The sequence below is a fragment of the Proluteimonas luteida genome, assembly GCF_021191695.1.
Classification (GTDB): Bacteria; Pseudomonadota; Gammaproteobacteria; order Xanthomonadales; family Xanthomonadaceae; genus Luteimonas; species Luteimonas luteida.
Map to the genome: position 1 here is coordinate 31,288 of NZ_JAIWPT010000010.1, position 21,693 is coordinate 52,980.

Below are 21,693 nucleotides of genomic sequence, written 5' to 3' on the forward strand. Positions count from 1 at the left end.
GTGAAAGATATATCTTTAGATGCTATCTGTAAACAGTCATCACGATACCGGCCCAGCCTGGTCCGGCCACGTTCAGCGCGGGCGACGCACGGCGGCGCGGTGGCCGTCATCCTGCCTGTCGTGGGCGTTGCCGCTTCCCTTGCCCTGGGCCCCGTCCTTCTGCGGCCGCCGGCCTGCCTGCGGAGTCCCCGTCCGGCCGGTGGACGGTGCCGTCGGCCGGGGGGCGCCGGTCGTCCCGTTCGAGGATCGTGGGGGCGTCTTGCCGGCCCTCGGGACGCCACCGGCGTGTTGCGGATGGCGCTGCTCGTAATGACTGCGCTGGCCGTACCAGGACGTGTTGCGGTAATGCCGCTCCCAGTAGGTGCCGATGACGAAGTCCAGCACCGCCAGACCGGAGCGCGCGCCGTAGCTGCTGAGCGCGATACGCCTGCCGCCGGTGTCGTAGTCCAGGAATGCGGCCGAGACCCAGCCGCGGTTGTTCGCCTGGGAAACATCGCACCACGACCAGTCGTTGATGCAGCCGTACACCTCGACCGGCTGGCCGGCACGCAAGGTCAGGATGCGGGGATAGTCGGCGGCCGGGCCGGTACGGAGATTGACGGCGGCGTTGGTCCAGGCCGTGGTGGCGGCCGAAGCCATCACGGGCAGGGACAACAGGCCCAAGGCAAGCAGCGTGGCAGTCAGCGTTCTTTTCATGGCGGTCATCCCGATCTGCATGCGGATGCGCCTTTGCATCCGCTTCCCGCCGGACAACGGGTATCCGGCACGGATGGTTGACCCGCGTCGGCGAAGCCTTTCAGCCTGCCTTGACGGCCGGCAAACCCCGGCGCCCGCCAGGCGCCGGCCGGCGGGCGCGGCGATACCGTCCGAACACCGCCGTCCGCGTGCCGTCGCCGGCGGCAACGCCCTGGCAGGGCCGCGACAGCCCTGGGCATGCGCCATTCCGGACCGGCTCCCGGATCGCAAAGCTTGGGCAAACCGGCCGCGCCATGCGAAAATCGCAGGCTGCATGGCCCCGTAGCTCAGCTGGATAGAGCATCCCCCTCCTAAGGGGAAGGTCGCACGTTCGAATCGTGCCGGGGTCGCCAGTTCCGCGACACCCCGCCGGCGGAGTCCCTCCGTTGTTTCCCGCCGCGTCGCGTCCCATTCCCCGCGCGTTGCCGGCCGCCTGGCCGGCTGCCAGCGCTCACAAGGAGTTTCCAGCGATGACCCACCCTGTCCTCACCGCACTCGGCCTGTCGGGCAACGAATCGGGCACCTATCTCGGCAACGGCGAATGGTCGAAGGCGACCGGCGCCGGCGTGCTGGAACCGGTGAACCCGACCGACGGCGAGGTGCTCGCACGCGTGCAGGCGACGTCGCAGGCCGACTACGACCTGATCGTCGAACGCGCGCAGGCCGCGTTCAAAGTCTGGCGCAGGACCCCGGCCCCGCGCCGCGGCGAGGCCGTGCGCCTGTGCGCCGATGCGCTGCGCCGGCACAAGGATGCGCTGGGTTCGCTGGTCGCCCTGGAGATGGGCAAGTCCAAGCCGGAAGGCGACGGCGAGGTGCAGGAGATGATCGACATCGGCGAATTCGCCGTCGGCCTGTCGCGCCAGCTCTACGGCCTGACCATGCACTCCGAGCGCCCGGGCCACCGCATGTACGAGCAGTGGCACCCGCTGGGCATCGTCGGCATCATCAGCGCGTTCAACTTCCCGGTCGCGGTCTGGGCCTGGAACAGCCTCGTCGCCGCGGTCTGCGGCAACATCTCGATCTGGAAGCCGTCGCCGAAGACCCCGCTGTCGGCGATCGCGTCGATGAAGATCTGCAACGAGGCGCTGGCCGAGGCCGGTTTCCCCGACCTGTTCTTCCTGTTCAACGACGCCGGCTCGGACCTGGCGCAGGCCTTCGTCGACGACAGGCGCGTCGCGCTGGTCAGCTTCACCGGCTCGACCAGGGTCGGCCGTCACGTCGGCGAGCGCGTCGCCCGGCGCATGGGCCGCTCGCTGCTGGAGCTCGGCGGCAACAACGCGATCATCGTCGACCCCACCGCCGACCTGAAGCTGGCGATCCCGGCAATCGTGTTCGGCGCGGTCGGCACCGCCGGCCAGCGCTGCACCACGACGCGCCGACTGTTCGTGCACGAGTCGATCTACGACGAGGTGCTGGGCAAGTTGAAGACCGCCTACGCGCAGGTCGAGAAAAAGATCGGCGACCCGACCGACCCCGCCAACCTGATGGGCCCGCTCAACAGCCGCGAGGGCGTGCAGGCCTATCTGGACGCGATCGCCAAGGCCCGGGCCAGCGGCGGCACGATCGAGAGCGGTGGCCGCGCGCTCGACGACCGCAAGGGCAACTTCGTGCTGCCGGCGCTGGTCAGCGGCCTGAGCAACGATGCCGAGGTCGTGCAGACCGAGACCTTCGCGCCGATCCTCTACGTGATGAAGTACGCCGAACTCGACGACGCGATCGACATGCAGAACGACGTGCCGCAGGGCCTGTCGTCGTCGCTGTTCACCACCGACCTGCGCGCCTCCGAGCAGTTCCTGTCGGCCTGGGGTTCGGACTGCGGCATCGCCAACGTCAACATCGGCACCTCGGGGGCGGAGATCGGCGGCGCCTTCGGCGGCGAGAAGGAAACCGGCGGCGGCCGCGAGTCCGGCTCCGACGCGTGGCGCGCCTACATGCGCCGCCAGACCAACACGATCAACTACTCGGACGCGCTGCCGCTGGCCCAGGGCATCAAGTTCGACCTGTAACCGGGGCGACGCCGTGGACGACCGGCCGGCGGGTCCGACCGCCAGTGCGCCATCGGCGACCAGTCGCCTGGCGGTCGCCAGCCTGGTGTTCGGCCTGCTGGGCTGGGTCGGCCTGCCGCTGCTGGGCGGCATCGTGGCGGTGGTCACCGGGCACATGGCGCGCGCCGCCCTCCGCCGGCTGCCCGACGCGCCTGGCAGCAGCGGCATGGCGGTCGTCGGGCTCGCGCTGGGCTACGCATCCTTCGTCTTCTGGCTGCTGGCGGGTGCGTTCGTGCTGTGGCTGCTGAAGTTCGCGTCCCTTGGCAGCGGATACTCGGCCTGGCGCTGACCGTTGCGGGCAATGTTCTGGAATAATCGCCCGGTCGGCACCATACGGGGTGTCGCGACCGCTCTCCCCCCTCCGCCGGCATGGAGTCGCCTGCCGCCTGCACCGGCACCTCGTGTCCGGCTGCGGGCGCATTGCCGCAGTCATCGACCAGAGGCCAGATTTCCATGAACCTTCCGCTCCGACAGACCAGCACCCTCGCCGTCGTCAGCCTGGTGTTCGGCATCCTGGGCTGGACCCTGCTGCCGCTGATCGGCACCGTGGTCGCCATCGTCACCGGGCACATGGCGCGTGCGGAAATCCGCCGCGCGCCCGACCGCATCGAGGGCGACGGCCTGGCGCTGGCCGGGCTGGTCCTCGGCTATGCCGCGCTGGCGCTCGGCGTGGTCGCTCTGCTCGTATTCGTCCTGTTCTTCGGCGGCCTGGTCGCACTGGCGTCCGCCGGCTGACATGTATGGCCTGGTACGCCCGCTGCTGTTCCGTCTCGATGCCGAGCGCGCGCATGACGTGACGCTGCGGGCACTGGACCTGCTGCAGGGCGCCCACCTGGTGCCGCTGCTCGCCCGGCGCCCCGCCCCGTTGCCCACCGAGGCCTTCGGGTTGCGCTTCCCCAATCCGGTCGGGCTGGCCGCCGGCCTGGACAAGAACGGCGCGCACATCGATGCGCTGTTCGCACTCGGTTTCGGCTTCGTCGAAATCGGCACGGTGACCCCGCGGCCGCAGCCCGGCAATCCCAGGCCGCGCATGTTCCGGCTGCCGCGCGAGCAGGCGCTGATCAACCGCCTCGGCTTCAACAACCTCGGCGTCGACGCGCTGGTGGCGAACGTGCGCCGCGCGAAACGCCGCGGCGTGCTCGGCATCAACATCGGCAAGAACAAGGACACGCCCAACGACACCGCCGTGGACGACTACCTGTTCTGCCTGGAGCGCGTGTATCCGCTGGCCGACTACGTCACCGTCAACATCTCCTCGCCCAATACCGCGGGCCTGCGCGAGCTGCAGGAGGAGCAGTCGCTGCGGCGCCTGGTCGGCAGCCTGCGCGAGGCGCAGGAGCGTCTGGCCGCGCAGCACGGCCGCCGCGTGCCGCTGCTGGTCAAGGTGGCGCCGGACCTGTCCGACGACGACATCGAGGCCGCCGCGCGGGTGCTGTCGGACCTGCGCGTCGACGGCGTCATCGCCACCAACACCACGGTCTCGCGCATCAACGTGCAGGGCGCGCCGCTGGCCAGGGAAACCGGTGGCCTGTCCGGTGCGCCGTTGATGAACAAGTCGACCACCGTGCTGCGCAGGCTGCGCACGCGGCTCGACGACGACATTCCGCTGGTCGGCGTCGGCGGCGTGCTGTCGGGCGCCGATGCGGTCAAGAAGATGGCAGCGGGCGCATCGCTGGTGCAGCTCTATTCCGGCCTCGTCTACCGCGGACCGAAGCTGGTCGGGGAATGCGTCGAGGCGATCCGTCGGCGCCGCGAGGCGCCGAGCCGTGGCGGCGTGCCGGTGCTTTGAGCCGACGATGCCGTTTCCCTGCCGCGTGACCGCACCGGTCGACCTGACCGCCCGCAACAGCTTTGCCGTCCACGCGACGGCGCGGCGGCTGCTGGAGGTCGGCGACATCGCCACCCTGCCGGCCGTCATCGCCGCCCTGCCCGACGACGGCACGGCGCTGCTGGTGATCGGCGGCGGCAGCAACCTGCTGTTCGCCGGCGACGCGCCGGGCGACGTGCTGGCGATCACCGACGACCGCCGCGCCATCATCGCCGACGATGGCGACGGCGCGGTCGTGCGCGCCGCCGCCGGCAACGCATGGCACGGATTCGTGCTGTGGACCCTGGCGCAGGGCCTGGGCGGACTGGAGAACCTGGCCCTGATCCCGGGCACCGTCGGCGCCGCGCCTATCCAGAACATCGGCGCCTACGGCGTCGAAGTCGGCGAGCGCATCGTCGCGGTCGAGGCGTTCGACCGGAACACGCGCGAAGCGGTCCGCCTCGACGCCGCGGCCTGCCGCTTCGGCTACCGCGACAGCCTGTTCAAGCGGCAGCCCGACCGCTATCTGGTCACCGCGGTCGAATTCGCGCTGGCGCGCTCCGCCGCACCGGTACTGGACTACGCCGGCCTGCGCGACGCGCTGCAGGCGCGCGGCATCGCCCGGCCGACGTCGCGCGACGTCGCCGACGCGGTCATCGACATCCGCCGCAGCAAGCTGCCAGACCCGGCGCGCATCGGCAATGCCGGCAGCTTCTTCAAGAATCCCGTCGTGCCCGCCGCGACCGCCGCGGCCCTGCGCGCCGAGCACCCGGCCATGCCGGTGTTCGCCACGGCCGATGGCCGGCAGAAGCTCTCGGCCGCGTGGCTGATCGACCAATGCGGCTGGAAGGGCCACCGCGACGGCGACGCGGGCGTGGCCCCCGGGCACGCGCTGGTGCTGGTCAACCATGGCGGCGCCAGCGGCGCCGAGCTGCTGGCGCTGGCACGACGCATCGCCGGCTCGGTGCAGGCGCGCTTCGGCGTCGCGCTGGAACCGGAACCGCGCATCGTCGGTGCGACGTGGTGACGCCGCAGCCGCCACGCAGCCAGCATGCCCGCGCCGCGCTGCTGATGCTCGGCAGCACGATGCTGTTCGCGCTGATGGTCATCGCCATCCGCCTGGCCTCCGAGACCCTGCATACCTTCGAGGTCGCGTTCTTCCGCAACTTCTTCGGCATGCTGGTGGCGCTGCCGCTGCTGCTGCGCGCCGGGCGCGGCATCGGCTTCCTGAAGACCGACCAGTTCCCGCGCTACCTGTTCCGCTGCTTCGTCGGCGTGGTGTCGATGTTTTGCGGCTTCTGGGCGATCGGCCACCTGCCGCTGGCGCAGGCGGTGTCGCTGTCGTACTCGACGCCGATCTTCGTCACCATCGCCGCGGTGTTCATCCTGCACGAGCAGGTCCGTGCACGGCGCTGGACCGCGGTCGCGCTCGGCTTCGTCGGCGTTCTGGTGATCCTGCGGCCGTGGTCGAGCGCGTTCTCGGCCGGCATGCTGGTGGCGGTCGCCGCGGCGGTGCTCAGCGGCATCGTCTCGATCCAGATCAAACTGCTGGCCAAGGTGGAACCCGCGGACCGCATCGTCATCTGGACCACGCTGCTGTGGGTGCCCATGTCGATGCTGCCGGCGCTGTGGGTCTGGCAGTGGCCGAGCGGCATCACCTGGCTGTGGGTCGTGGCGACCGGCATCTTCGGCACCGGCGGCCACATGCTGTGGACCCGGGCCCTGAAGCTCGGCGATGTCTCGGCGCTGACCCCGATCAGCTTCATGCAGCTGCCGGTCGTGGTGGCGCTGGGCTGGGCGCTGTTCGGCGAGGTCATCGACCGCTGGACCCTGGCCGGCGCGACGATCATCCTCGCCGCCAACGCCTACATCGCCCACCGCGAGGCGCGGCTGTCGCGCAAGGCCGCGACCAACGCACCGGTCGAGGCGGCGAAGCCGGGCGAGTAGCGCGGGGCCCGGTTTTCCCGGACATCGCGCGCGTCGGGGGGCGTGGCCCCGACCTGCGGCCGTTCGTCGACACCACGTAGAGGCCGAGCAGGCCTCTCGCCCTACACGTCGCTTTTCGGGATCTCGCGCAGCTTGCCTTGGTGCAGTTCCATGACCCGGTCGAGCTTGCGCGCGAGGCGGCGGTCGTGGGTGACCAGCACCAGGCTGGTGCGCTGGGCGCGGTTGAGTTCGAGCATCTGTTCGAACACCGTCGCCGCTGTGCGCTCGTCGAGATTGCCAGTGGGCTCGTCGCCGAGCACGCAGGCCGGTTTGTTGACCAGCGCACGCGCAACCGCGGCGCGCTGGCGTTCGCCGCCCGACAGTTCGCCCGGCTTGTGCGCGAGACGATGGCCAAGGCCGACCGACTCCAGCAGGCCCTGCGCGCGCTCCGTGGCGTCGGCGTCGCTGGCGCCGTTGAGCAGTGCCGGCAGCATCACGTTCTCCAGCGCGGTGAACTCGGGCAGCAGGTGGTGGAACTGGTAGACGAAGCCGAGTGCGCGATTGCGCAATGTGCCGCGCGCCGCGTTCGACAGTGCGCTCATCTTCTGCCCGGACACGAACACCTCGCCCGAGGTCGGGACATCGAGACCGCCCAGCAGGTGCAGCAGCGTGCTCTTGCCGGCGCCGGACGCGCCCAGGATCGCCACCGTCTCGCCGGCGCGGACCTCGAAGTCCAGGCCGTCGAACACCGGCGTATGCAGCTTACCTTCGGCATAGGTCTTGCCCAGGCCCTCGGCCGCGAGCACCACACCGGCATCGCTCGTCATCGTCTCACTCATAGCGCAGCGCCTCCGCCGGCGCGGTGCGCGCGGCACGCCACGCGGGATAGATCGTCGCCAGGAACGCCATCACCAGCGCGACGCTGGCGATCATCACCACGTCGCTGACCTGCAGGTCGATCGGCAGTCCGGTCACGTAATAGACGTCCTCGGGCATCAGCACGACGCCGAACAGGCGCTCGATGCCGCGCAGGATGTGCTCGAGGTTGAAGGTCAGCAGCAGCCCGCCGGTGATGCCCAGCACGGTGCCGATGACGCCGATCATCGTGCCCTGGACCATGAACACCTGCATCACCCCGCCCGGCGTCAACCCGAGCGTGCGCAGGATCGCGATGTCGGCCTGCTTGTCGGTCACCAGGCTGACCTGCGAGGCGACCAGGTTGAACGATCCCATGACGATGATCAGCGACAGCAGGATGCCGATCATGGTCTTCTCCAGCTTCAGCGCCCGGAACATGTTGGCGTTCTCGCGGCTCCAGTCGCTGACCATGTAGCTGCCGCCGAGCCGCATCGCCAGGTCGCGCGCGACGTCCCAGGCGCGGTCCATGTCGTGCAGCTTCAGGCGCACGCCGGTGACCCCCTCGCCGACCCGCAGCAGCCGCTGCGCGTCGTTGAGGTTGACCACGGCCAGACGCCGGTCGAAATCCTGGTAGCCGGCCTCGAAGATGCCGCTGACGGTGAAGCGCTTGAGCTGCGGCACCGCGCCCATCGGCGTGACCTGGAAATCGGTGGTGACGATCACGCTGTCGCCCACGTGCACCCCGAGCCACAGCGCCAGCTCGCGGCCGAGCACGATGTTGAAGCTGCCCGGCTGCAGGTCCGACAGGGCGCCCTCGACCATGGCCGTGCCGAGGTCGGACACGCTCTCCTCGTCCTCGGGCGAGACTGCGCGGATCGCCGCCGGCTCGTTGCGCACGCCGCGCAACAGCGCCTGGGTGTCGATGTAGGGGGCCGCGCCGGCGATGCGCGGATCCTGGCGCGCGACATCGACCGCGCGGGCCCAGTTCTGCATCGTGTCGCCGTCGGCGCTGATCGTCGCATGCGCGACCATCCCCAGCATGCGGTCGCGGATCTCCTTCTGGAAACCGCTCATCACCGCCAGCGTGGTGATCAGCACGGTCACGCCGATGGCGATGCCGAGGATCGACGCCAGCGAGATGAAGGAAATGAAGCCGTTGCGCCGCTTGGCGCGCAGGTAGCGCAGGCCGATGGCCGCGGGGATGGGTCTGAGCATGGGCAGGTCGAGGACGCGGCGGCGGTCGCGGGGACGCCGGCGCGTCGCGCGGGAGGCCCCGCAAGGGCTGAAGCCGAGGGATGGCTATGGTGCCATCGTTCCCGGTCGCGGTGGCGTCGGGAATGCCGATGCGGCCAGTCGCAGTTCACGTCGTCGCGCCGGCGGCAGGGTGTCGGGCCACCACAGCAGCGCGTGGCGCCTGCCGGCCGCATCGCGCCACGCCAGGCGCGCCAGCGGACCGCGCCAGCGCAGCTGCGCATCGTCGAGCGCTGCGCCGTCCAGATGCCAGCGTCCGGCCGCGCCGTCGGCCACCAGCACGCGCGGCGGTCGACGCAGTTCGCGCCGCAGCAGGTGGAGGCCGTGCAGCACGACGACGGCCGCGAGCGGCCAGGCCACGGGCCGCGGCATCTCCGAGGCGAAGATCGATGCGACGGCGGCCAGCGTCAGCAGCGACAGTGCCGCGCCTGCCAGGCGAGATGGCCGCCACTCAAGGCGGCAGTGCGCGGATGGACTGGACGAGCGCGTCGAGGTCGGCATCTTGCGGGTGCTCGTGGCCGAGGAACCAGAGCCAGAGCTTATCGTCCTCGCAATCGAGCAGCTGTCGGAAAAGCCCGCGTTCGGATTCGGGCGCGACCGCCCAGCGCCGGTCGAGCCAGCGTTCCAGCAGCCGGTCGAGCTCGCGCATGCCGCGGCGGCTGCGCCAGCGCAGCCGGCCGAGTTCGGCGTCGTTGTCGTGACTGTCGGTCATCCCGGCTTCGCTCCAGAATCAGAATCCAGCGGCCGTCCGTGGCGCAGGTCCACGGACTTCGGGGCGCCCTGCCCGTCCATCCGTGGCCGGATGCTCGGAGGTTGAGAGTCGATCGAACGCCGTAGCGAGAGTGTCGCCGGGCGTCCGTGGCAAGGCGTGCCGGGTGAAAGCAAGGGAGTTTGGCGAGCCAAATGACCGCAGTTTTCGCCCGGCGCGCCGCCGTCACGGGCGCTCGGCGGCGGTCGCAGTAGGCGAGCGATTGACTCTCAGCCTCTCAGCCCTGGCGGGCCAGCATCAGCCGCTTGATCTCGCCGATCGCCTTGGCCGGGTTCAGGCCCTTCGGACAGGTCCGTGCGCAGTTCATGATCGTGTGGCAGCGATAGAGCTTGAACGGATCTTCCAGATCGTCCAGGCGCTTGCCGGTGTCCTCGTCGCGGCTGTCGATGATCCAGCGGTAGGCCTGCAGCAGCACGGCCGGGCCGAGGTAGCGGTCGCCGTTCCACCAGTAGCTCGGGCAGCTGGTGGTGCAGCAGGCGCACAGGATGCACTCGTACAGGCCGTCCAGCTTGGCGCGGTCTTCCTTGGACTGCAGGCGCTCGCGGTCCGGCGGCGCCGGCGTCTGCGTGCGCAGCCACGGCTGGATCGACGCGTACTGCGCGTAGAAATGGGTCAGGTCGGGGACCAGGTCCTTGACCACTTCCATGTGCGGCAGCGGGTAGATCGGCACCTCGGACTTCTTGCAGTCGTCGATCGCGCGGGTGCAGGCCAGCGTGTTGGTGCCGTCGATGTTCATCGCGCACGAACCGCAGATGCCCTCGCGGCAGGAACGGCGGAAGGTCAGCGTCGGGTCGATCTCGTTCTTGATCTTGATCAGCGCGTCGAGAACCATCGGGCCGCACTTGTCGAGATCGACCTCGTAGGTGTCGGTCGACGGGTTGCGGCCGTCCTCCGGATTCCAGCGGTAGACCTTGAAGGTACGGGTGCGCTTGGCATCCTGCGCGGCCGGGAAGTGCCGGCCCTTCTGCACCTTGGAGTTCTTCGGGAGGGTGAATTCGGCCATGGATGAGTCCGTGATTCGTAATTAGTGATTCGTGATTCGAAAGAGCGGGGATGCGCGAAACGTCTGCATTTGCGAATCACCAATCACGAATCACCAATGACGGCTGTCAATAAACGCGTGCTTTCGGCGGCACGATCTCGACTTCATCGTCGAGCGTGTACATGTGCACCGGGCGGTAATCGATCGTGGTGTTGCCGGCCCCGTCCACCCAGCACAGGGTGTGCTTCTGCCAGTTCACGTCGTCGCGCTCGGGGTAGTCCTCCTGCGCATGCGCGCCGCGGGACTCCTTGCGGTTCTCGGCCGAGACGATCGTCGCCAGTGCCTGGCCCAGCAGGTTCTGCAGTTCCATCGTCTCGATCAGGTCCGAGTTCCAGACCAGCGAGCGGTCGCTGACCTTGACGTCGGCGAACGAGGCGTGGATCTCGCGGATCTTCTCCACGCCCTCGGCCAGGGTCTTGCTGGTGCGGAACACCGCGGCGTCGTTCTGCATCGTGCGCTGCATGCGGTCGCGGATCACCGCCGTCGGCGTGCCGCCGTTGGCATGGCGCAGCGCGTCGAGGTTGGCCAGCGCCTTGTCGCAGGCGTCGGATGCGAGCGGCTTGTGGCGCGCGTTCGGGGTGATGGTCTCGGCGCAGCGGTTGGCGACCGCGCGGCCGAACACGACCAGGTCGAGCAGCGAGTTGGAGCCGAGGCGGTTGGCGCCGTGCACCGATACGCATGCGGCCTCGCCGATCGCGTACAGGCCCGGGACCACCGCATCCGGGTCGCCGTTCTTCAGCTGCACGACTTCGCCGTGGTAATTGGTCGGGATGCCGCCCATGTTGTAGTGGACGGTCGGGATCACGGGGATCGGCTGGGTCTCGACGTCGACGCCGGCGAAGATCCGCGCGCTCTCGGCGATGCCGGGCAGTTTCTCGTGGATGTCCTTCGGGTCGAGGTGGGTCAGGTCGAGGTAGATGTGGTCCTGGTGGTCGCCGACGCCGCGGCCCTCGCGGATCTCCATCGTCATCGAGCGGCTGACCACGTCGCGCGAGGCGAGGTCCTTGGCGTTGGGCGCGTAGCGCTCCATGAAGCGCTCGCCCTGCGCATTGCGCAGGATGCCGCCTTCGCCGCGCACGCCCTCGGTGATCAGGCAGCCGGCGCCGTAGATGCCGGTCGGGTGGAACTGCACGAACTCCATGTCCTGCAGGCCCAGGCCCGCGCGCAGCGCCATGCCGCCGCCGTCGCCGGTGCAGGTGTGGGCCGAGGTCGCGGAGAAGTACGCGCGGCCGTAGCCGCCGGTCGCCAGCACCACGCCCTGGGCGCGGAACAGGTGCAGCGTGCCCTCGGCCATGTCGAGCGCGAGCACGCCCTTGCAGGCGCCCTCCTCGTCCATGATCAAGTCGAGCGCGAAGTACTCGATGAAGAAGCGCGCGTCGTGCGCCAGCGACTGCTGGTAGAGCGTGTGCAGGATCGCGTGGCCGGTGCGGTCGGCGGCGGCACAGGTACGCTGGGCGATGCCCTTGCCGTAGTGCGTGGTCATGCCGCCGAACGGGCGCTGGTAGATCTTGCCCTCGTCGGTGCGCGAGAACGGCACGCCCTGGTGCTCGAGTTCGATGATCGCGGGGATCGCCTCGCGGCACATGTACTGGATCGCGTCCTGGTCGCCCAGCCAGTCCGAGCCCTTGATGGTGTCGTAGAAATGGAAGCGCCAGTCGTCCTCGCCCATGTTGCCGAGCGCGGCGGAGATGCCGCCCTGCGCCGCGACGGTGTGCGAGCGGGTCGGAAACACCTTGGTCAGGCACGCCGTCTGCAGGCCCTTGTGGGCCAGGCCGAAGGTCGCGCGCAGGCCGGCGCCGCCGGCGCCGACGACGATCATGTCGTACTTGTGTTCGGTGATCTTGTAAGCGTTGGTCATGGAGTTCTCAGCCCAGCAGTGCGATGCGCGCGATCGCGTACAGCGACGCCAGCGCGCCGAAGGCACAGGCGAACGTGACGAGCAGTTGCAGCGCGACCTCGACAGCACGCTGGTGGATGTAGTCCTCGATCACGACCTGCAGGCCGAGCTTGGCGTGCCAGAACAGCGCGATCGCGAACAGCGAGAAGGTGATCGCGTTGAACGGACGCGCGAGCACCGCCTGCACCGTGGCCAGGTCGGCGCCGACCAGCGACACCAGGGTGCCGACGAACCAGGCGACCAGCGGCACCAGCGCCACCGCGGTGACCCGCTGCCACCAGAAGTGGCCGGTACCGGTCTTGCCCGAGCCGAGGCCGCGGGCGCGACCCACCGGGGTACGGAAATCGCGCGGACGCACCGCGCCCTCGGGTGTCTTGGTCTCGCTCATGCGCCACCCCGCAATGCAATGAACCAGATCGCGGCGGTCAGCACGAAGCCGAGCGCGAACACGGTATAGCCGGAGCGGTAGACCTCCGGCAGTTCGAAGCCCCAGCCCGCGTCCCACAGCAGGTGGCGGATGCCGTTGAGCAGGTGGTAGACCAGGGCCAGCGAGAACGCGGCGAGCACCAGCTTGCCCAGCGGCGAGGCCAGGCAGGCCGAAACGCTGGCATAGGCCTCGCCGCCCGCGGCGACGGCAAGCAGCCACCAGACCAGGCCGAAGGCACCGACGGCGATCGCGATGCCGGTGATGCGGTGGAGGATCGACATCACCGTGGTGATCTGGGGCCGGTAGACCTGCAGATGCGGTGACAAGGGACGTTCGCGGTTTGCCATCGCTGTGCTGGTCTCCTCGCTGGCGGCTGCGTGCCGCGTGGCTGGAATGGGCCGATCGCGGCGCGCGACGCGGCCGTGAAATCAAAAATCGATACAACGACCGTTCTTTTCCCAGTCGCCATAGCGCGTCGGGTCGAGGCCGTCGCGGCCGCCGACCTCGACCCCGGGTTCCGGTGCCGGAACCGGCGTTTCCGCCGGCTCCGACCGCGGCACCGCGACGTCGTCGCCTATGATGTCCGGGTTGATCATCCGTTCAAGTTTAAGTCCCGCACCCATGTCCGACAAGCTGGAATTACCCGTTGCCGCTTTTTTCGCCGTTCCCGGCGCGCATTGCGTGCGCCTGGAAGGCCGCGACGCGGTCGCGTTCGCGCAGGCGCAGTTCACCAGCGACGTGACCGCCCTCGCCGACGGACACTGGCACTGGAGCGCGTGGCTGACGCCCAAGGGCCGCGTCGTCGCGATCTTCGCGCTGCTGCGCGTGCATGGCGAACGCATCGACCTGGTGCTGCTGGACGCGGTAGCCGACGCATTCGCCGCATCGCTGCAACGCTTCGTCTTTCGCAGCAAGCTGCGCATCAGCGTGCCCGACGCAATGATCGCCGGCGGCATGCACGCGCCCGGCGCGGCCGCCGGCAGCGCACTGGCCGCGATGGACGGGGACGCGATCGAGATCGATTTCGGCGACCCCGGCTCGCCGCGGACGCTGCGCATCGTCGATGGCGGCCCTTGCGCCCCGGAATCGGCCGACTTCGCCGCGCAATGGCGCCACGCCGACCTCGAGTACGGCCTGCCGCGGCTGCCGGCCAGCCAGCGCGAGCAATGGACGCCACAGCAGCTCTCGCTCGAACGGCTGCGTGCCTACAGCATCAGGAAGGGCTGCTATCCCGGACAGGAGATCGTCGCGCGCACGCATTTCCTTGGCCAGGCCAAGCGCGGCCTGTTCGCGCTCGAGTCCGCGGCGACGCCGGAACCGGGCAGCGACGTGCTGCTGGGCGAGCGCGTCGCCGGCAAGCTGGTATGCAGCGCCGGCACCCTGCACCTTGCGGTGCTCGCGCAGGATCTCGATCCGGCCGCGGACCTCGCGGTGGCCGGCCAGCCGGCAGTCCTGCGTCCCCTGCGCGACGGCCTGGCGCGCTGATCGTCGCGCCGCCTGGCGCAACCGGGCGGCCCGTTGCATGGTCGTCGTCCTCCACTGCTATGCTCCGGCCACGACAGGGCGCAAGCGCATCAGGGGGATGTCGACGCAGGGCCGAGAACCGGCCCGCGTTCCTTGGGGTTCAACACCATCGGGCGGGTGCCCATGGTCCAACACGCGTCGAAGGGGACATCATGAACAAGAGCGTATCTGTCGCGTTGCCCACGGCCCTGGCGGCCGCATTGCTGCTTGGCGCCTGCGCATCCACGCCGCAACCCGAGCCCGAACCGGCCCCGGCCCCGGAGCCGCGTACCCAGGTGGAGCGGTTGGGCGCCGACGGCCTGTTCGCGTTCGGCAAGGCCGGCATCCGCGACATCGGGCCTGAGGGCCGTGCCGAGCTGGACGCGCTGGCCGCCCGGCTCGCGGACGGCCGGCCGCTGGAGGTCGTGCACGTGATCGGCCACAGCGACCGCATCGGCAACCCGCAGGCCAACCTGCGCCTGTCGAACCAGCGTGCCGAGGCGGTGCGCAGCTATCTGGTCGAGCGTGGCGTACCGGCCGAGCGCATCACCGCGGTGGGCCGCGGCGACGTCGAACCGATCGTGACCTGCGACGACACCCCTCGCCAGGCGCTGGTCGCCTGCCTGGCGCCGAACCGGCGCGTCGAGGTCCGGGTGCAGTTCGCCGACTGACCCCGGCTCCCCCGGGCACCGGCGGCCGGAGCGTGGGCAGGCGGGTCCCGCGACATCGCGCGGATCCGGAGCGTTGCGCGTCGGCCGCGTGGGGCCGACCTACGGCAAGGCCTGACTTGCCGATTCCCAACAAGCCTCGCAGGTCTTGGCAACGCCCCCGACGCCGGGACTCTGGCCTGTTCCGCCCCGGCACTTCGTCGAACCTGTTTGCCGCCCCCTCCTAGAGGGCGTCGGCAGCGGCCACGATGTCGTCCTCGGACGGGATCACCAGGAACGCGGCGCCGGCCAGCGGCGTGAACGTGTCGGCGCCGACGACGCGCCGCAACGGCCTGTCGCCGAATCCCGCCTCGGCGATCGCGGTGATGATGCCCTCGCCCACGCCGGCGCTGCGCCGGCCTTCGTCGACGACGATGACGCGGTCGCATTCGGCCACGTGCCGCGCGATCGCGCCCTCGTTGAGCGGCAGCAGCCAGCGCAGGTCGACCACGCGCACGCGCCAGCCGCGCCGGGCCTCGATCGTCCGCGCCGCGCGCAGGCCCATCGGTACGCCGTTGCCGAAGGTCAGGATCAGGCAGTCGGTGGACTCGGGCGCATAGACCCGCTCCTCGCCCAGCACCAGCGCCTGGTCGGGCGCGGGATACGGGGTCGACCAGCCGCCGTCGCCGGGCGCGTACAGATCCTTGGTCATGTACAGCGCGATCGGCTCGAGCAGTGCGCAGACGCGGCCATCGACCTTCGCCAGCGCCGCCAGGGTGCGCAGCATCATCGCCGCATCGTCGCCGCGGCTCGGGCAGCCGACCACCAGCCCGGGAATGTCGCGCAGCGCAGCGACCGAGTTGTCGTTGTGGAAGTGCCCGCCGAAGCCGCGCTGGTAACCGAGCGAGGCGATCCGCAGCACCATCGGGTTGCGGTACTGGCCGTTGCTGAAGAACTGCAGGCTGGCCGCTTCGCCGCGGATCTGGTCGCCGGCGTTGTGGAAGTACGCCAGGTACTGGATCTCGGGCAGCGGCAGCAGCCCCATGTTGGCGTAGCCCTGGGCCAGGCCGAGGATGACGGTCTCGTCGAGCAGCGTGTTGAACACCCGGCGCGGGCCGAACGCCTTCTGCAGGCCCTTGGTGACGGTATAGACACCGCCCTTCTGCGCCACGTCCTCGCCGAACAGCAGGGCCTCGGGATACTTGGCGAACAGGTCGTGCAGCGCGGCATTGATCTGCACCGCCAGGTGCCGCGGCGGCTGCAGCTCGGGCAGCCTGTCATGGCCGCCGAACGCCGCCGTGCGTGCGTCCGCGGCGGCGGACCGCGTGGCCTCGGCCTGTACCTGCGCCGGCGAGTACGGCGCCAGCGGGGCCATGACATCCACCAGCGTGGTCAGGCGTGGCCGGCGGTCGGCCTCCTCGGCCGCGGCGAAACATCGCGCGCGCGTCGACTCGTAGAGGCCGATCACCTCGTCGCGCGTCATCAGCCCGGACTCGAGCGCGATCGCCGCCGAGCGCAGCAACGGGTCGCCGGCCTCGACCGCGCACAGTTCGGCCAGCGGCCGCCACTCGATCTCGAAGTCGGTACCGGCGTGGCCCATGATCCGGGTGGTGCGCAGGTGCAGGAACGTCGGCCGGCGGGTGCGGCGGCAGTGCGCGACGGCGCGCTGCACGTCGCCATAGCCGGCGGCGAGGTCGAGGCCGTCGGCGGCGAAGTAGTCCAAGTCCGGGCGCGCGGCGAAGTTGCGCGCGATCCAGCCGTCCGGGGTCTTGACCGAGATGCCGATGCCGTTGTCCTCGCAGACGAACAGCACCGGCGCCGGCAGCTTCTGGTAGGCGGTCCACGCCGCGGCGTTGAACGCGGTCTGCGCGGTCGCATGGTTGCTGGACGCGTCGCCGAACGAACAGACGACGATGCTGTCCCCGGGCACGGGCAGCGCATGGCCGATGCGCTGCGCCTGCTCGATCGCGACCGCGGTGCCCAGCGCCTTGGGCAGGTGCGAGGCGATCGTCGAGGTCTGCGGCAGCACCCACAGCGGCTTGCTGCCCCAGACCTTGTGCCGGCCACCGCTGGCCGGGTCGTCGCGGCTGGCGGCGAACGACAGCGCCGAGTCCATGACCGGGTCGCGCGGCCTGCCGTCCTCGCCCGGCAGCTTGCGGAAGCGCTCGGCCATGAAGGCGCCGCTGCGGTAGTGCAGGAATGCCGGATCGGTGTGCCGGGTCAGCCGCGCGACCATCGCGTTGCCCTCGTGGCCGCTCGAACCGATGGTGTAGAAGACCTTGTTCTGCACCCGCAGCACCCGCGCCATCAGGTCGAGATGGCGGCTGATCAACTGCGATTCGAACAGTTCGCGGAAGCCGCGGGCGTCGAGCTCGCTGCCCGGCAGGACCGGATCCACGTCGAACGGTGGGCCCTGCGCAGGCCGGCCGTTCCAGGCGCCGACGAATTCGCCGAAGTTGACGTCGCAGATCTCGGCCCGGTTGAGGCCTCGCATGCGGGCGGGAATGGGGTTGGGGACGGTGACGGACATGCGCGCTCTTCGGCTGGTGCGGGCCGCGGCCCGCCGGAGATGAGGGGATGGCGGTCGGGACCGGGGCCTACGGCGATGCCTCGATCAGCGCGGCGTTCGCGGGCGCGGGATCGGGCATCGCCCGGAAGCCGGGCGTGGCGCGCACGCGCGCCAGCCAGTCGCCGATCGCGGGATACGCGGACAGGTCGAAGCCGCCGTGGTGGGCCACGCCGGTATAGGCGAACAACGCGATGTCGGCGATCCCGTACGCCTCGCCGGTGAACCAAGGGGTCCGGGACAGGTGGCGCTCCATCACCGCAAGAGCCTGGTGGCCGCGTTCGAGCAGCGCCGGCAACTCCGCCCGGCGCGGCGCATCCAGCGGCGTCCAGCCGCGGATGAAGCGCGCGACCGCCACGTACGGTTCGTGGCTGTACTGCTCGAAGAACAGCCACGACAGCGCCTGTGCGCGCTGCCACGCATCCGCGGGCAGGAACGGGCTGCCTTCCGCCAGCCACACCAGCATCGCGTTCGACTCGGTGAGCACCGCGCCATCGCCGCGGACCAGCACCGGGACCTTGCCGTTCGGGTTCAGCGCGAGGAATGCCGGTGTCCGGGTGGCGCCGTTGGGGCTGTCGACGTCGACCCAGCGATAGGCGCGGCCCAGCTGCTCGAGCAGCAGCCTTGGCTTGTGGCAGTTTCCCGACGCGGTGTAGCCGTGCAGCGTGATCATCGCCGCACCCGCCCGCGCCAGTCGTCGCGCGACTGGCCCCAGATCTCGACCGGCTTTTCGTGATGCGGCTCGGGCAGACGTCCCATGCGCAGCAGCCGCGAGCCGAGTTTCCGGGCAACGGCCTTCGAGGCCAGGTTGTCCGGGTCGATAGTATGGATCACCTCGTCCCAGCCCAGCGCGTCGAATGCCCAGTCGATCGTCGCGATCGCGGCCTCGGATGCGTAACCCCGGCCCCATGCCGCGCGCACCACGCTCCAGCCGACCTCCGTGCCCGGCCAGCCTTCCGGCTGCCACGGCCCGACCCGGCCGAGCCACGCGCCGCTTTGCCTGTCGATCAGCGAGAACATCGCGAACCCCTTGAGATGCCAGGCGCCGGCCATCGCCGCCAGCGAGCGCCACGCCACCGGCCGCGGCTCGGTGCCGCCGATGTAGCGCGCCGCCTCCGCGTCGGCACGGAATGTCGCCCAGGCCTCGAAATCCTCCGCCACCGGCGGGCGCAGCCACAGGCGCGGGGTTTCCAGGGTCGGCCCGAGCGGCGACGCCGGCCGCGCGATCATGCGCGCCCCTCGTCCGCCCGGCGCGCACGCCACTGCGCCGCGCTCTGGCGCCAGATATCGACCGCGTGCTCGTGATTCGGCGGCGGCAGCCGCCCCGGTCCGCTGTTGACCGATCCCAGCCGCTGCGCGAGACGCTGCGAGGCGACGTTGTCGGGATCGATGCAGTGGATCACCTCGTCCCAGCCCAGCGTGTCGAACGCCCAGTCGATCGCCGCGGTCGCGGCCTCGCGGGCGTAGCCCTGCCCCCAGGCGTCGGGATGGAACACGAAGCCGACCTCGGTGCCGGGCCAGCCGTCGGGCTGCCACGGTCCGGCCTGGCCGAGCCAGCGGCCGCTCGCGGTCTCGATCACCGAAAACATCGCGAAGCCCTGCACCACCCAGGCGCCGGGCATCTGCAGGAAGCGGCGCCAGGCGCCGGCGCGGGGCTGGTGGCCGCCGATGTAGCGCGCGGCCGCCTCGTCGCCGATGACCTCGGCGTAGCGGTCGAAATCCTCGATCCGCGGCACCCGCAGCGTCAGCCGCGCGGTGTGCAGTTCCGGACCGATGATGATTGGCTGCGGCATGTCGTCCCTCCCGACGATGTGGCGCGGACTGCGGTCGGATACAGGTGCTGCACCCCGCAGGCCGGTCCGCTCAGAACGCGTTGATTCCGGTCAATTCCCGCCCGACCACCAGCTGGTGCACGGTCTCGGTGCCCTCGTAGGTGATCACCGATTCGAGGTTCAGGCCGTGGCGGATCGGGCAATGCTCGGTGGTGATGCCGGCGCCGCCCAGCAGGTCGCGCGCCTCGCGGGCGATGTCGATCGCCATGCGGCAGTTGTTCCACTTCGCCAGCGAGACCTGGGTCGGCTGCATGGTGCCGGCATCCTTCAGGCGTCCGAGCTGCAGCGACAGCAGCTGCGCGCTGGTGATGCGCCGCGCCCAGTCGGCCATCTTGATCTGCGCACTCTGCGTGGCCGCGACCGGACGGTCGAACAGGATGCGTTCCTTCGAGTAGCCCAGCGCCTCGTCGAGACAGGCGATCGCCGCGCCGATCGGACCCCAGGTGATGCCGTAGCGCGCCTGGGTCAGGCAGCCGAGCGGACCCTTGAGGCCCTTGACGTTGGGCAGGCGGTTGGCCTCGGGCACGCGCACGTTGTCGAAGTACAGCGCGCTGGTCACCGACGCGCGCAGGCTCATCTTGTGCTTGATCTCCTGCGCGCTGAATCCCGGGAAATCCTTCTCGACGACGAAACCCTGGATGCCGTCCTCGGTCTTCGCCCAGACGATGGCGATGTCGGCCAGGTTGCCGTTGGTGATCCACATCTTCGAGCCGTTCAGCAGCCAGTCGCCGCCGTCCTGCTTCGCGTGGGTCTTCATGTTGGCCGGATCGGAACCGCCATGCGGCTCGGTCAGGCCGAAGCAGCCGATGACCCGGCCCGCGGCCATGTCCGGCAGCCAGCGCCGGCGCTGTTCCTCGCTGCCGTAGGCGAAGATCGGATACATGCACAGCGACGACTGCACGCTGGCGAAGCTGCGCAGGCCGCTGTCGCCGCGCTCCAGCTCCTGGCAGATCAGGCCGTAGCTGACCGCGTTCAGCCCGGCGCAGCCGTACGCCTCGGGCAGCGTCGCGCCGAGCAGGCCGAGCCCGGCCATCTCAGGGACCAGCTCGCGCGGGAACCGCGCCTGGTCGAAACAGTCGCCGATGATCGGCAGCACGCGCTCGTCGGTGAAGCGGGCCACGGCATCCTGGACCGCACGCTCCTCCTCGCTGAGCAGGGAGCGGACGTCGTAGAGGTCGTAGGGATGCAGGGCCATGGAGGTTCGATCCGACGGAAAGGTGAATAGTCTAGGCGCTCTCATCAATCCCGCGATCCCGCAGCGCATCAAATTCCCGGTGCGGTGATCGCAGGTCGGGGCAACGCCCCGACGCCGGCGGTCGGATCAGGCCACACGGACGGGGCCCACGACAACCCGCGAATCCGGACACGCCACGCACGTCGGCCGCGTTGGGCCCGACCTACCCAAGGCCGGGGTGGCCACCATGGACGGTGGACAAAAGAAGAGCCGGCAATGCCGGCCCTTCAGGACACCACCCCCATGGGGTGACGATCAACCGCGTTCGGCGGTCTCGTCCACCGCGGCGGTCATGATCCTGCCGTTGATCACCGGCAGGCGTTCGCCCGGATCCTCGTCCATGCGGATCGTGCGTTCGGTGCCTTCGTAGCGATAGGTCACGTCGTAGCCGACCGTGCGCTGCTCGTCGCCCAGCTCGATGCGGTTGCCGGGCTTGCTGTCGGTACGCAGCGTGCCGGTGGTGCCGTCGGGATTGCGGTAGGTCACGTTGTAGGCGACCACGCGCGAGGACTGCGACGAATCCTGCACCGTGCGGCACTGGCGGTCGACGCGCTCGACGACGCGGCCGCCGACGTGGTTGCGGTCGACCCGGTTGCCGATGTAGCCACCGGTCGCCGCGCCGGCCGCGGTCGCGACCTTGCGTCCGTTGCCGCCGCCGATCTGGTTGCCGATCAGGCCGCCGACGACGGCACCGACCACGGTGCCGCCGACGTTGCCGTCGCGCTCGGGCAGGCGCTCCTGCACCACCACGTCTTCGCAGACCTCGCGCGGCGAGGTGGTCGTCATCGTCTCGCGCACCGGATCGGTGCCCAGCACCGTCGCGTACAGCGTTTCCCGTTGCGTGACCGGCGCCACGGCGACGACGTCCGCATAGTCCAGCGTGTCGCGCACGTCGGCGACCGGTTCGCCGGTTCCGGCATCGACCACGGCCCCGGTGTCGGCCGCCGCGGCGACGATCGATTCACTGGCGGGCGAGACCGCATCGCGGCTGTTGTGATAGGCGCCGACGGCGACGCCGCCGACCAGAAGCGATGCCAGTGCGATCGCGAGTGTGTTGCCCTTCATCGACGTCTCCTCCGGCCGGTCCGGCCGCTGTGGTCCACGGTCGCCATTGCAGCACCGCGAAGCTGAATGCCCGCCGGAATTTCCGCCTT

General features: G+C 70.1%; 24 protein-coding genes and 1 tRNA gene. 9 read left to right on the plus strand and 16 right to left on the minus strand.

What is annotated here, in order from left to right:
* Positions 1-72: 72 nt before the first annotated feature.
* Positions 73-717, minus strand: a complete 645-nt coding sequence (locus LDO26_RS10210) for an SH3 domain-containing protein (protein WP_232130989.1) — start codon at positions 715-717, stop codon at positions 73-75.
* Positions 718-1,011: 294 nt separating this feature from the next.
* Here LDO26_RS10210 and LDO26_RS10215 point away from each other — a divergent pair.
* From LDO26_RS10215 to LDO26_RS10245, 7 genes are all read left to right on the plus strand, one after another.
* A tRNA-Arg gene (locus LDO26_RS10215) sits at positions 1,012-1,088 on the plus strand.
* A gap of 117 nt (positions 1,089-1,205) precedes the next feature.
* Positions 1,206-2,741: an L-piperidine-6-carboxylate dehydrogenase gene (amaB, locus tag LDO26_RS10220; RefSeq protein WP_232130990.1), complete on the plus strand. Its 1,536-nt coding sequence runs from the start codon at positions 1,206-1,208 to the stop codon at positions 2,739-2,741.
* Between the two features lie 13 nt (positions 2,742-2,754).
* A complete protein-coding gene (locus LDO26_RS10225) occupies positions 2,755-3,069 on the plus strand; it encodes a DUF4190 domain-containing protein (protein WP_232130991.1) in 315 nt (104 codons plus the stop codon).
* 164 nt (positions 3,070-3,233) lie between these two features.
* Entirely contained in the window at positions 3,234-3,515 is a 282-nt protein-coding gene (locus LDO26_RS10230; protein ID WP_232130992.1) for a DUF4190 domain-containing protein, read from the plus strand.
* A 1-nt stretch (position 3,516) separates the two neighbouring features.
* Entirely contained in the window at positions 3,517-4,569 is a 1,053-nt protein-coding gene (locus LDO26_RS10235; protein WP_232130993.1) for a quinone-dependent dihydroorotate dehydrogenase, read from the plus strand.
* A 7-nt stretch (positions 4,570-4,576) separates the two neighbouring features.
* Positions 4,577-5,614 (plus strand): UDP-N-acetylmuramate dehydrogenase, encoded by a 1,038-nt coding sequence (gene murB, locus LDO26_RS10240; RefSeq protein WP_232130994.1) that lies wholly within the window; start codon positions 4,577-4,579, stop codon positions 5,612-5,614.
* A gap of 44 nt (positions 5,615-5,658) precedes the next feature.
* Positions 5,659-6,534, plus strand: a complete 876-nt coding sequence (locus LDO26_RS10245; RefSeq protein WP_232131100.1) for a DMT family transporter — start codon at positions 5,659-5,661, stop codon at positions 6,532-6,534.
* Positions 6,535-6,635: 101 nt separating this feature from the next.
* Here LDO26_RS10245 and lolD read toward each other — a convergent pair whose 3' ends face one another.
* From lolD to LDO26_RS10290, 9 genes are all read right to left on the minus strand, one after another.
* On the minus strand, positions 6,636-7,352 hold the full coding sequence (gene lolD / locus LDO26_RS10250; protein WP_232130995.1) for a lipoprotein-releasing ABC transporter ATP-binding protein LolD: 717 nt from the start codon (positions 7,350-7,352) through the stop codon (positions 6,636-6,638).
* A complete protein-coding gene (locus tag LDO26_RS10255) occupies positions 7,345-8,586 on the minus strand; it encodes a lipoprotein-releasing ABC transporter permease subunit (protein WP_232130996.1) in 1,242 nt (413 codons plus the stop codon). Before LDO26_RS10255 ends, lolD begins: the two co-directional genes overlap by 8 nt.
* Positions 8,587-8,670: 84 nt before the next feature.
* Positions 8,671-9,123 carry a protein YgfX gene (locus LDO26_RS10260; protein WP_232130997.1) on the minus strand — a complete coding sequence of 151 codons (453 nt, stop codon included), beginning with the start codon at positions 9,121-9,123 and terminating at the stop codon, positions 8,671-8,673.
* Positions 9,074-9,334 carry an FAD assembly factor SdhE gene (locus tag LDO26_RS10265; protein WP_232130998.1) on the minus strand — a complete coding sequence of 87 codons (261 nt, stop codon included), beginning with the start codon at positions 9,332-9,334 and terminating at the stop codon, positions 9,074-9,076. The genes LDO26_RS10260 and LDO26_RS10265 overlap by 50 nt, the downstream gene beginning before the upstream one ends.
* A gap of 274 nt (positions 9,335-9,608) precedes the next feature.
* On the minus strand, positions 9,609-10,394 hold the full coding sequence (locus LDO26_RS10270) for a succinate dehydrogenase iron-sulfur subunit (protein ID WP_232130999.1): 786 nt from the start codon (positions 10,392-10,394) through the stop codon (positions 9,609-9,611).
* Positions 10,395-10,500: 106 nt separating this feature from the next.
* Positions 10,501-12,291: a succinate dehydrogenase flavoprotein subunit gene (gene sdhA, locus LDO26_RS10275; protein WP_232131000.1), complete on the minus strand. Its 1,791-nt coding sequence runs from the start codon at positions 12,289-12,291 to the stop codon at positions 10,501-10,503.
* Positions 12,292-12,298: 7 nt separating this feature from the next.
* Entirely contained in the window at positions 12,299-12,718 is a 420-nt protein-coding gene (sdhD, locus tag LDO26_RS10280) for a succinate dehydrogenase, hydrophobic membrane anchor protein (RefSeq protein WP_232131001.1), read from the minus strand.
* Positions 12,715-13,104, minus strand: a complete 390-nt coding sequence (gene sdhC, locus LDO26_RS10285) for a succinate dehydrogenase, cytochrome b556 subunit (RefSeq protein WP_232131002.1) — start codon at positions 13,102-13,104, stop codon at positions 12,715-12,717. Before sdhC ends, sdhD begins: the two co-directional genes overlap by 4 nt.
* A gap of 81 nt (positions 13,105-13,185) precedes the next feature.
* Positions 13,186-13,353, minus strand: a complete 168-nt coding sequence (locus LDO26_RS10290) for a DUF1674 domain-containing protein (protein ID WP_232131003.1) — start codon at positions 13,351-13,353, stop codon at positions 13,186-13,188.
* A 25-nt stretch (positions 13,354-13,378) separates the two neighbouring features.
* On the opposite strand from LDO26_RS10290, the gene ygfZ reads away from it, so the two are divergent.
* Together ygfZ and LDO26_RS10300 are read left to right on the plus strand one after the other, a co-directional pair.
* Positions 13,379-14,242, plus strand: coding sequence for a CAF17-like 4Fe-4S cluster assembly/insertion protein YgfZ (ygfZ, locus tag LDO26_RS10295; RefSeq protein WP_232131004.1), 864 nt, complete (start codon positions 13,379-13,381; stop codon positions 14,240-14,242).
* 191 nt (positions 14,243-14,433) lie between these two features.
* Positions 14,434-14,931 (plus strand): OmpA family protein, encoded by a 498-nt coding sequence (locus tag LDO26_RS10300; protein WP_232131005.1) that lies wholly within the window; start codon positions 14,434-14,436, stop codon positions 14,929-14,931.
* Positions 14,932-15,151: 220 nt separating this feature from the next.
* On the opposite strand, the gene LDO26_RS10305 is transcribed toward LDO26_RS10300, so the two are convergent.
* The 6 genes from LDO26_RS10305 to LDO26_RS10330 form a co-directional block, all read right to left on the minus strand.
* A complete protein-coding gene (locus LDO26_RS10305; RefSeq protein ID WP_232131006.1) occupies positions 15,152-17,437 on the minus strand; it encodes a thiamine pyrophosphate-dependent enzyme in 2,286 nt (761 codons plus the stop codon).
* Between the two features lie 67 nt (positions 17,438-17,504).
* Positions 17,505-18,146 carry a glutathione S-transferase family protein gene (locus LDO26_RS10310; protein WP_232131007.1) on the minus strand — a complete coding sequence of 214 codons (642 nt, stop codon included), beginning with the start codon at positions 18,144-18,146 and terminating at the stop codon, positions 17,505-17,507.
* Positions 18,143-18,703 carry a GNAT family N-acetyltransferase gene (locus tag LDO26_RS10315; protein WP_232131008.1) on the minus strand — a complete coding sequence of 187 codons (561 nt, stop codon included), beginning with the start codon at positions 18,701-18,703 and terminating at the stop codon, positions 18,143-18,145. The genes LDO26_RS10310 and LDO26_RS10315 overlap by 4 nt, the downstream gene beginning before the upstream one ends.
* Positions 18,700-19,266 (minus strand): GNAT family N-acetyltransferase, encoded by a 567-nt coding sequence (locus LDO26_RS10320; RefSeq protein WP_232131009.1) that lies wholly within the window; start codon positions 19,264-19,266, stop codon positions 18,700-18,702. The genes LDO26_RS10315 and LDO26_RS10320 overlap by 4 nt, the downstream gene beginning before the upstream one ends.
* 70 nt (positions 19,267-19,336) lie before the next feature.
* The gene (locus LDO26_RS10325; protein WP_232131010.1) at positions 19,337-20,500 is read right to left on the minus strand and encodes an acyl-CoA dehydrogenase family protein; all 1,164 of its coding nucleotides are present in this window, start codon (positions 20,498-20,500) and stop codon (positions 19,337-19,339) included.
* A gap of 294 nt (positions 20,501-20,794) precedes the next feature.
* Positions 20,795-21,604, minus strand: a complete 810-nt coding sequence (locus LDO26_RS10330) for a glycine zipper 2TM domain-containing protein (protein ID WP_232131011.1) — start codon at positions 21,602-21,604, stop codon at positions 20,795-20,797.
* Positions 21,605-21,693: the final 89 nt, after the last annotated feature.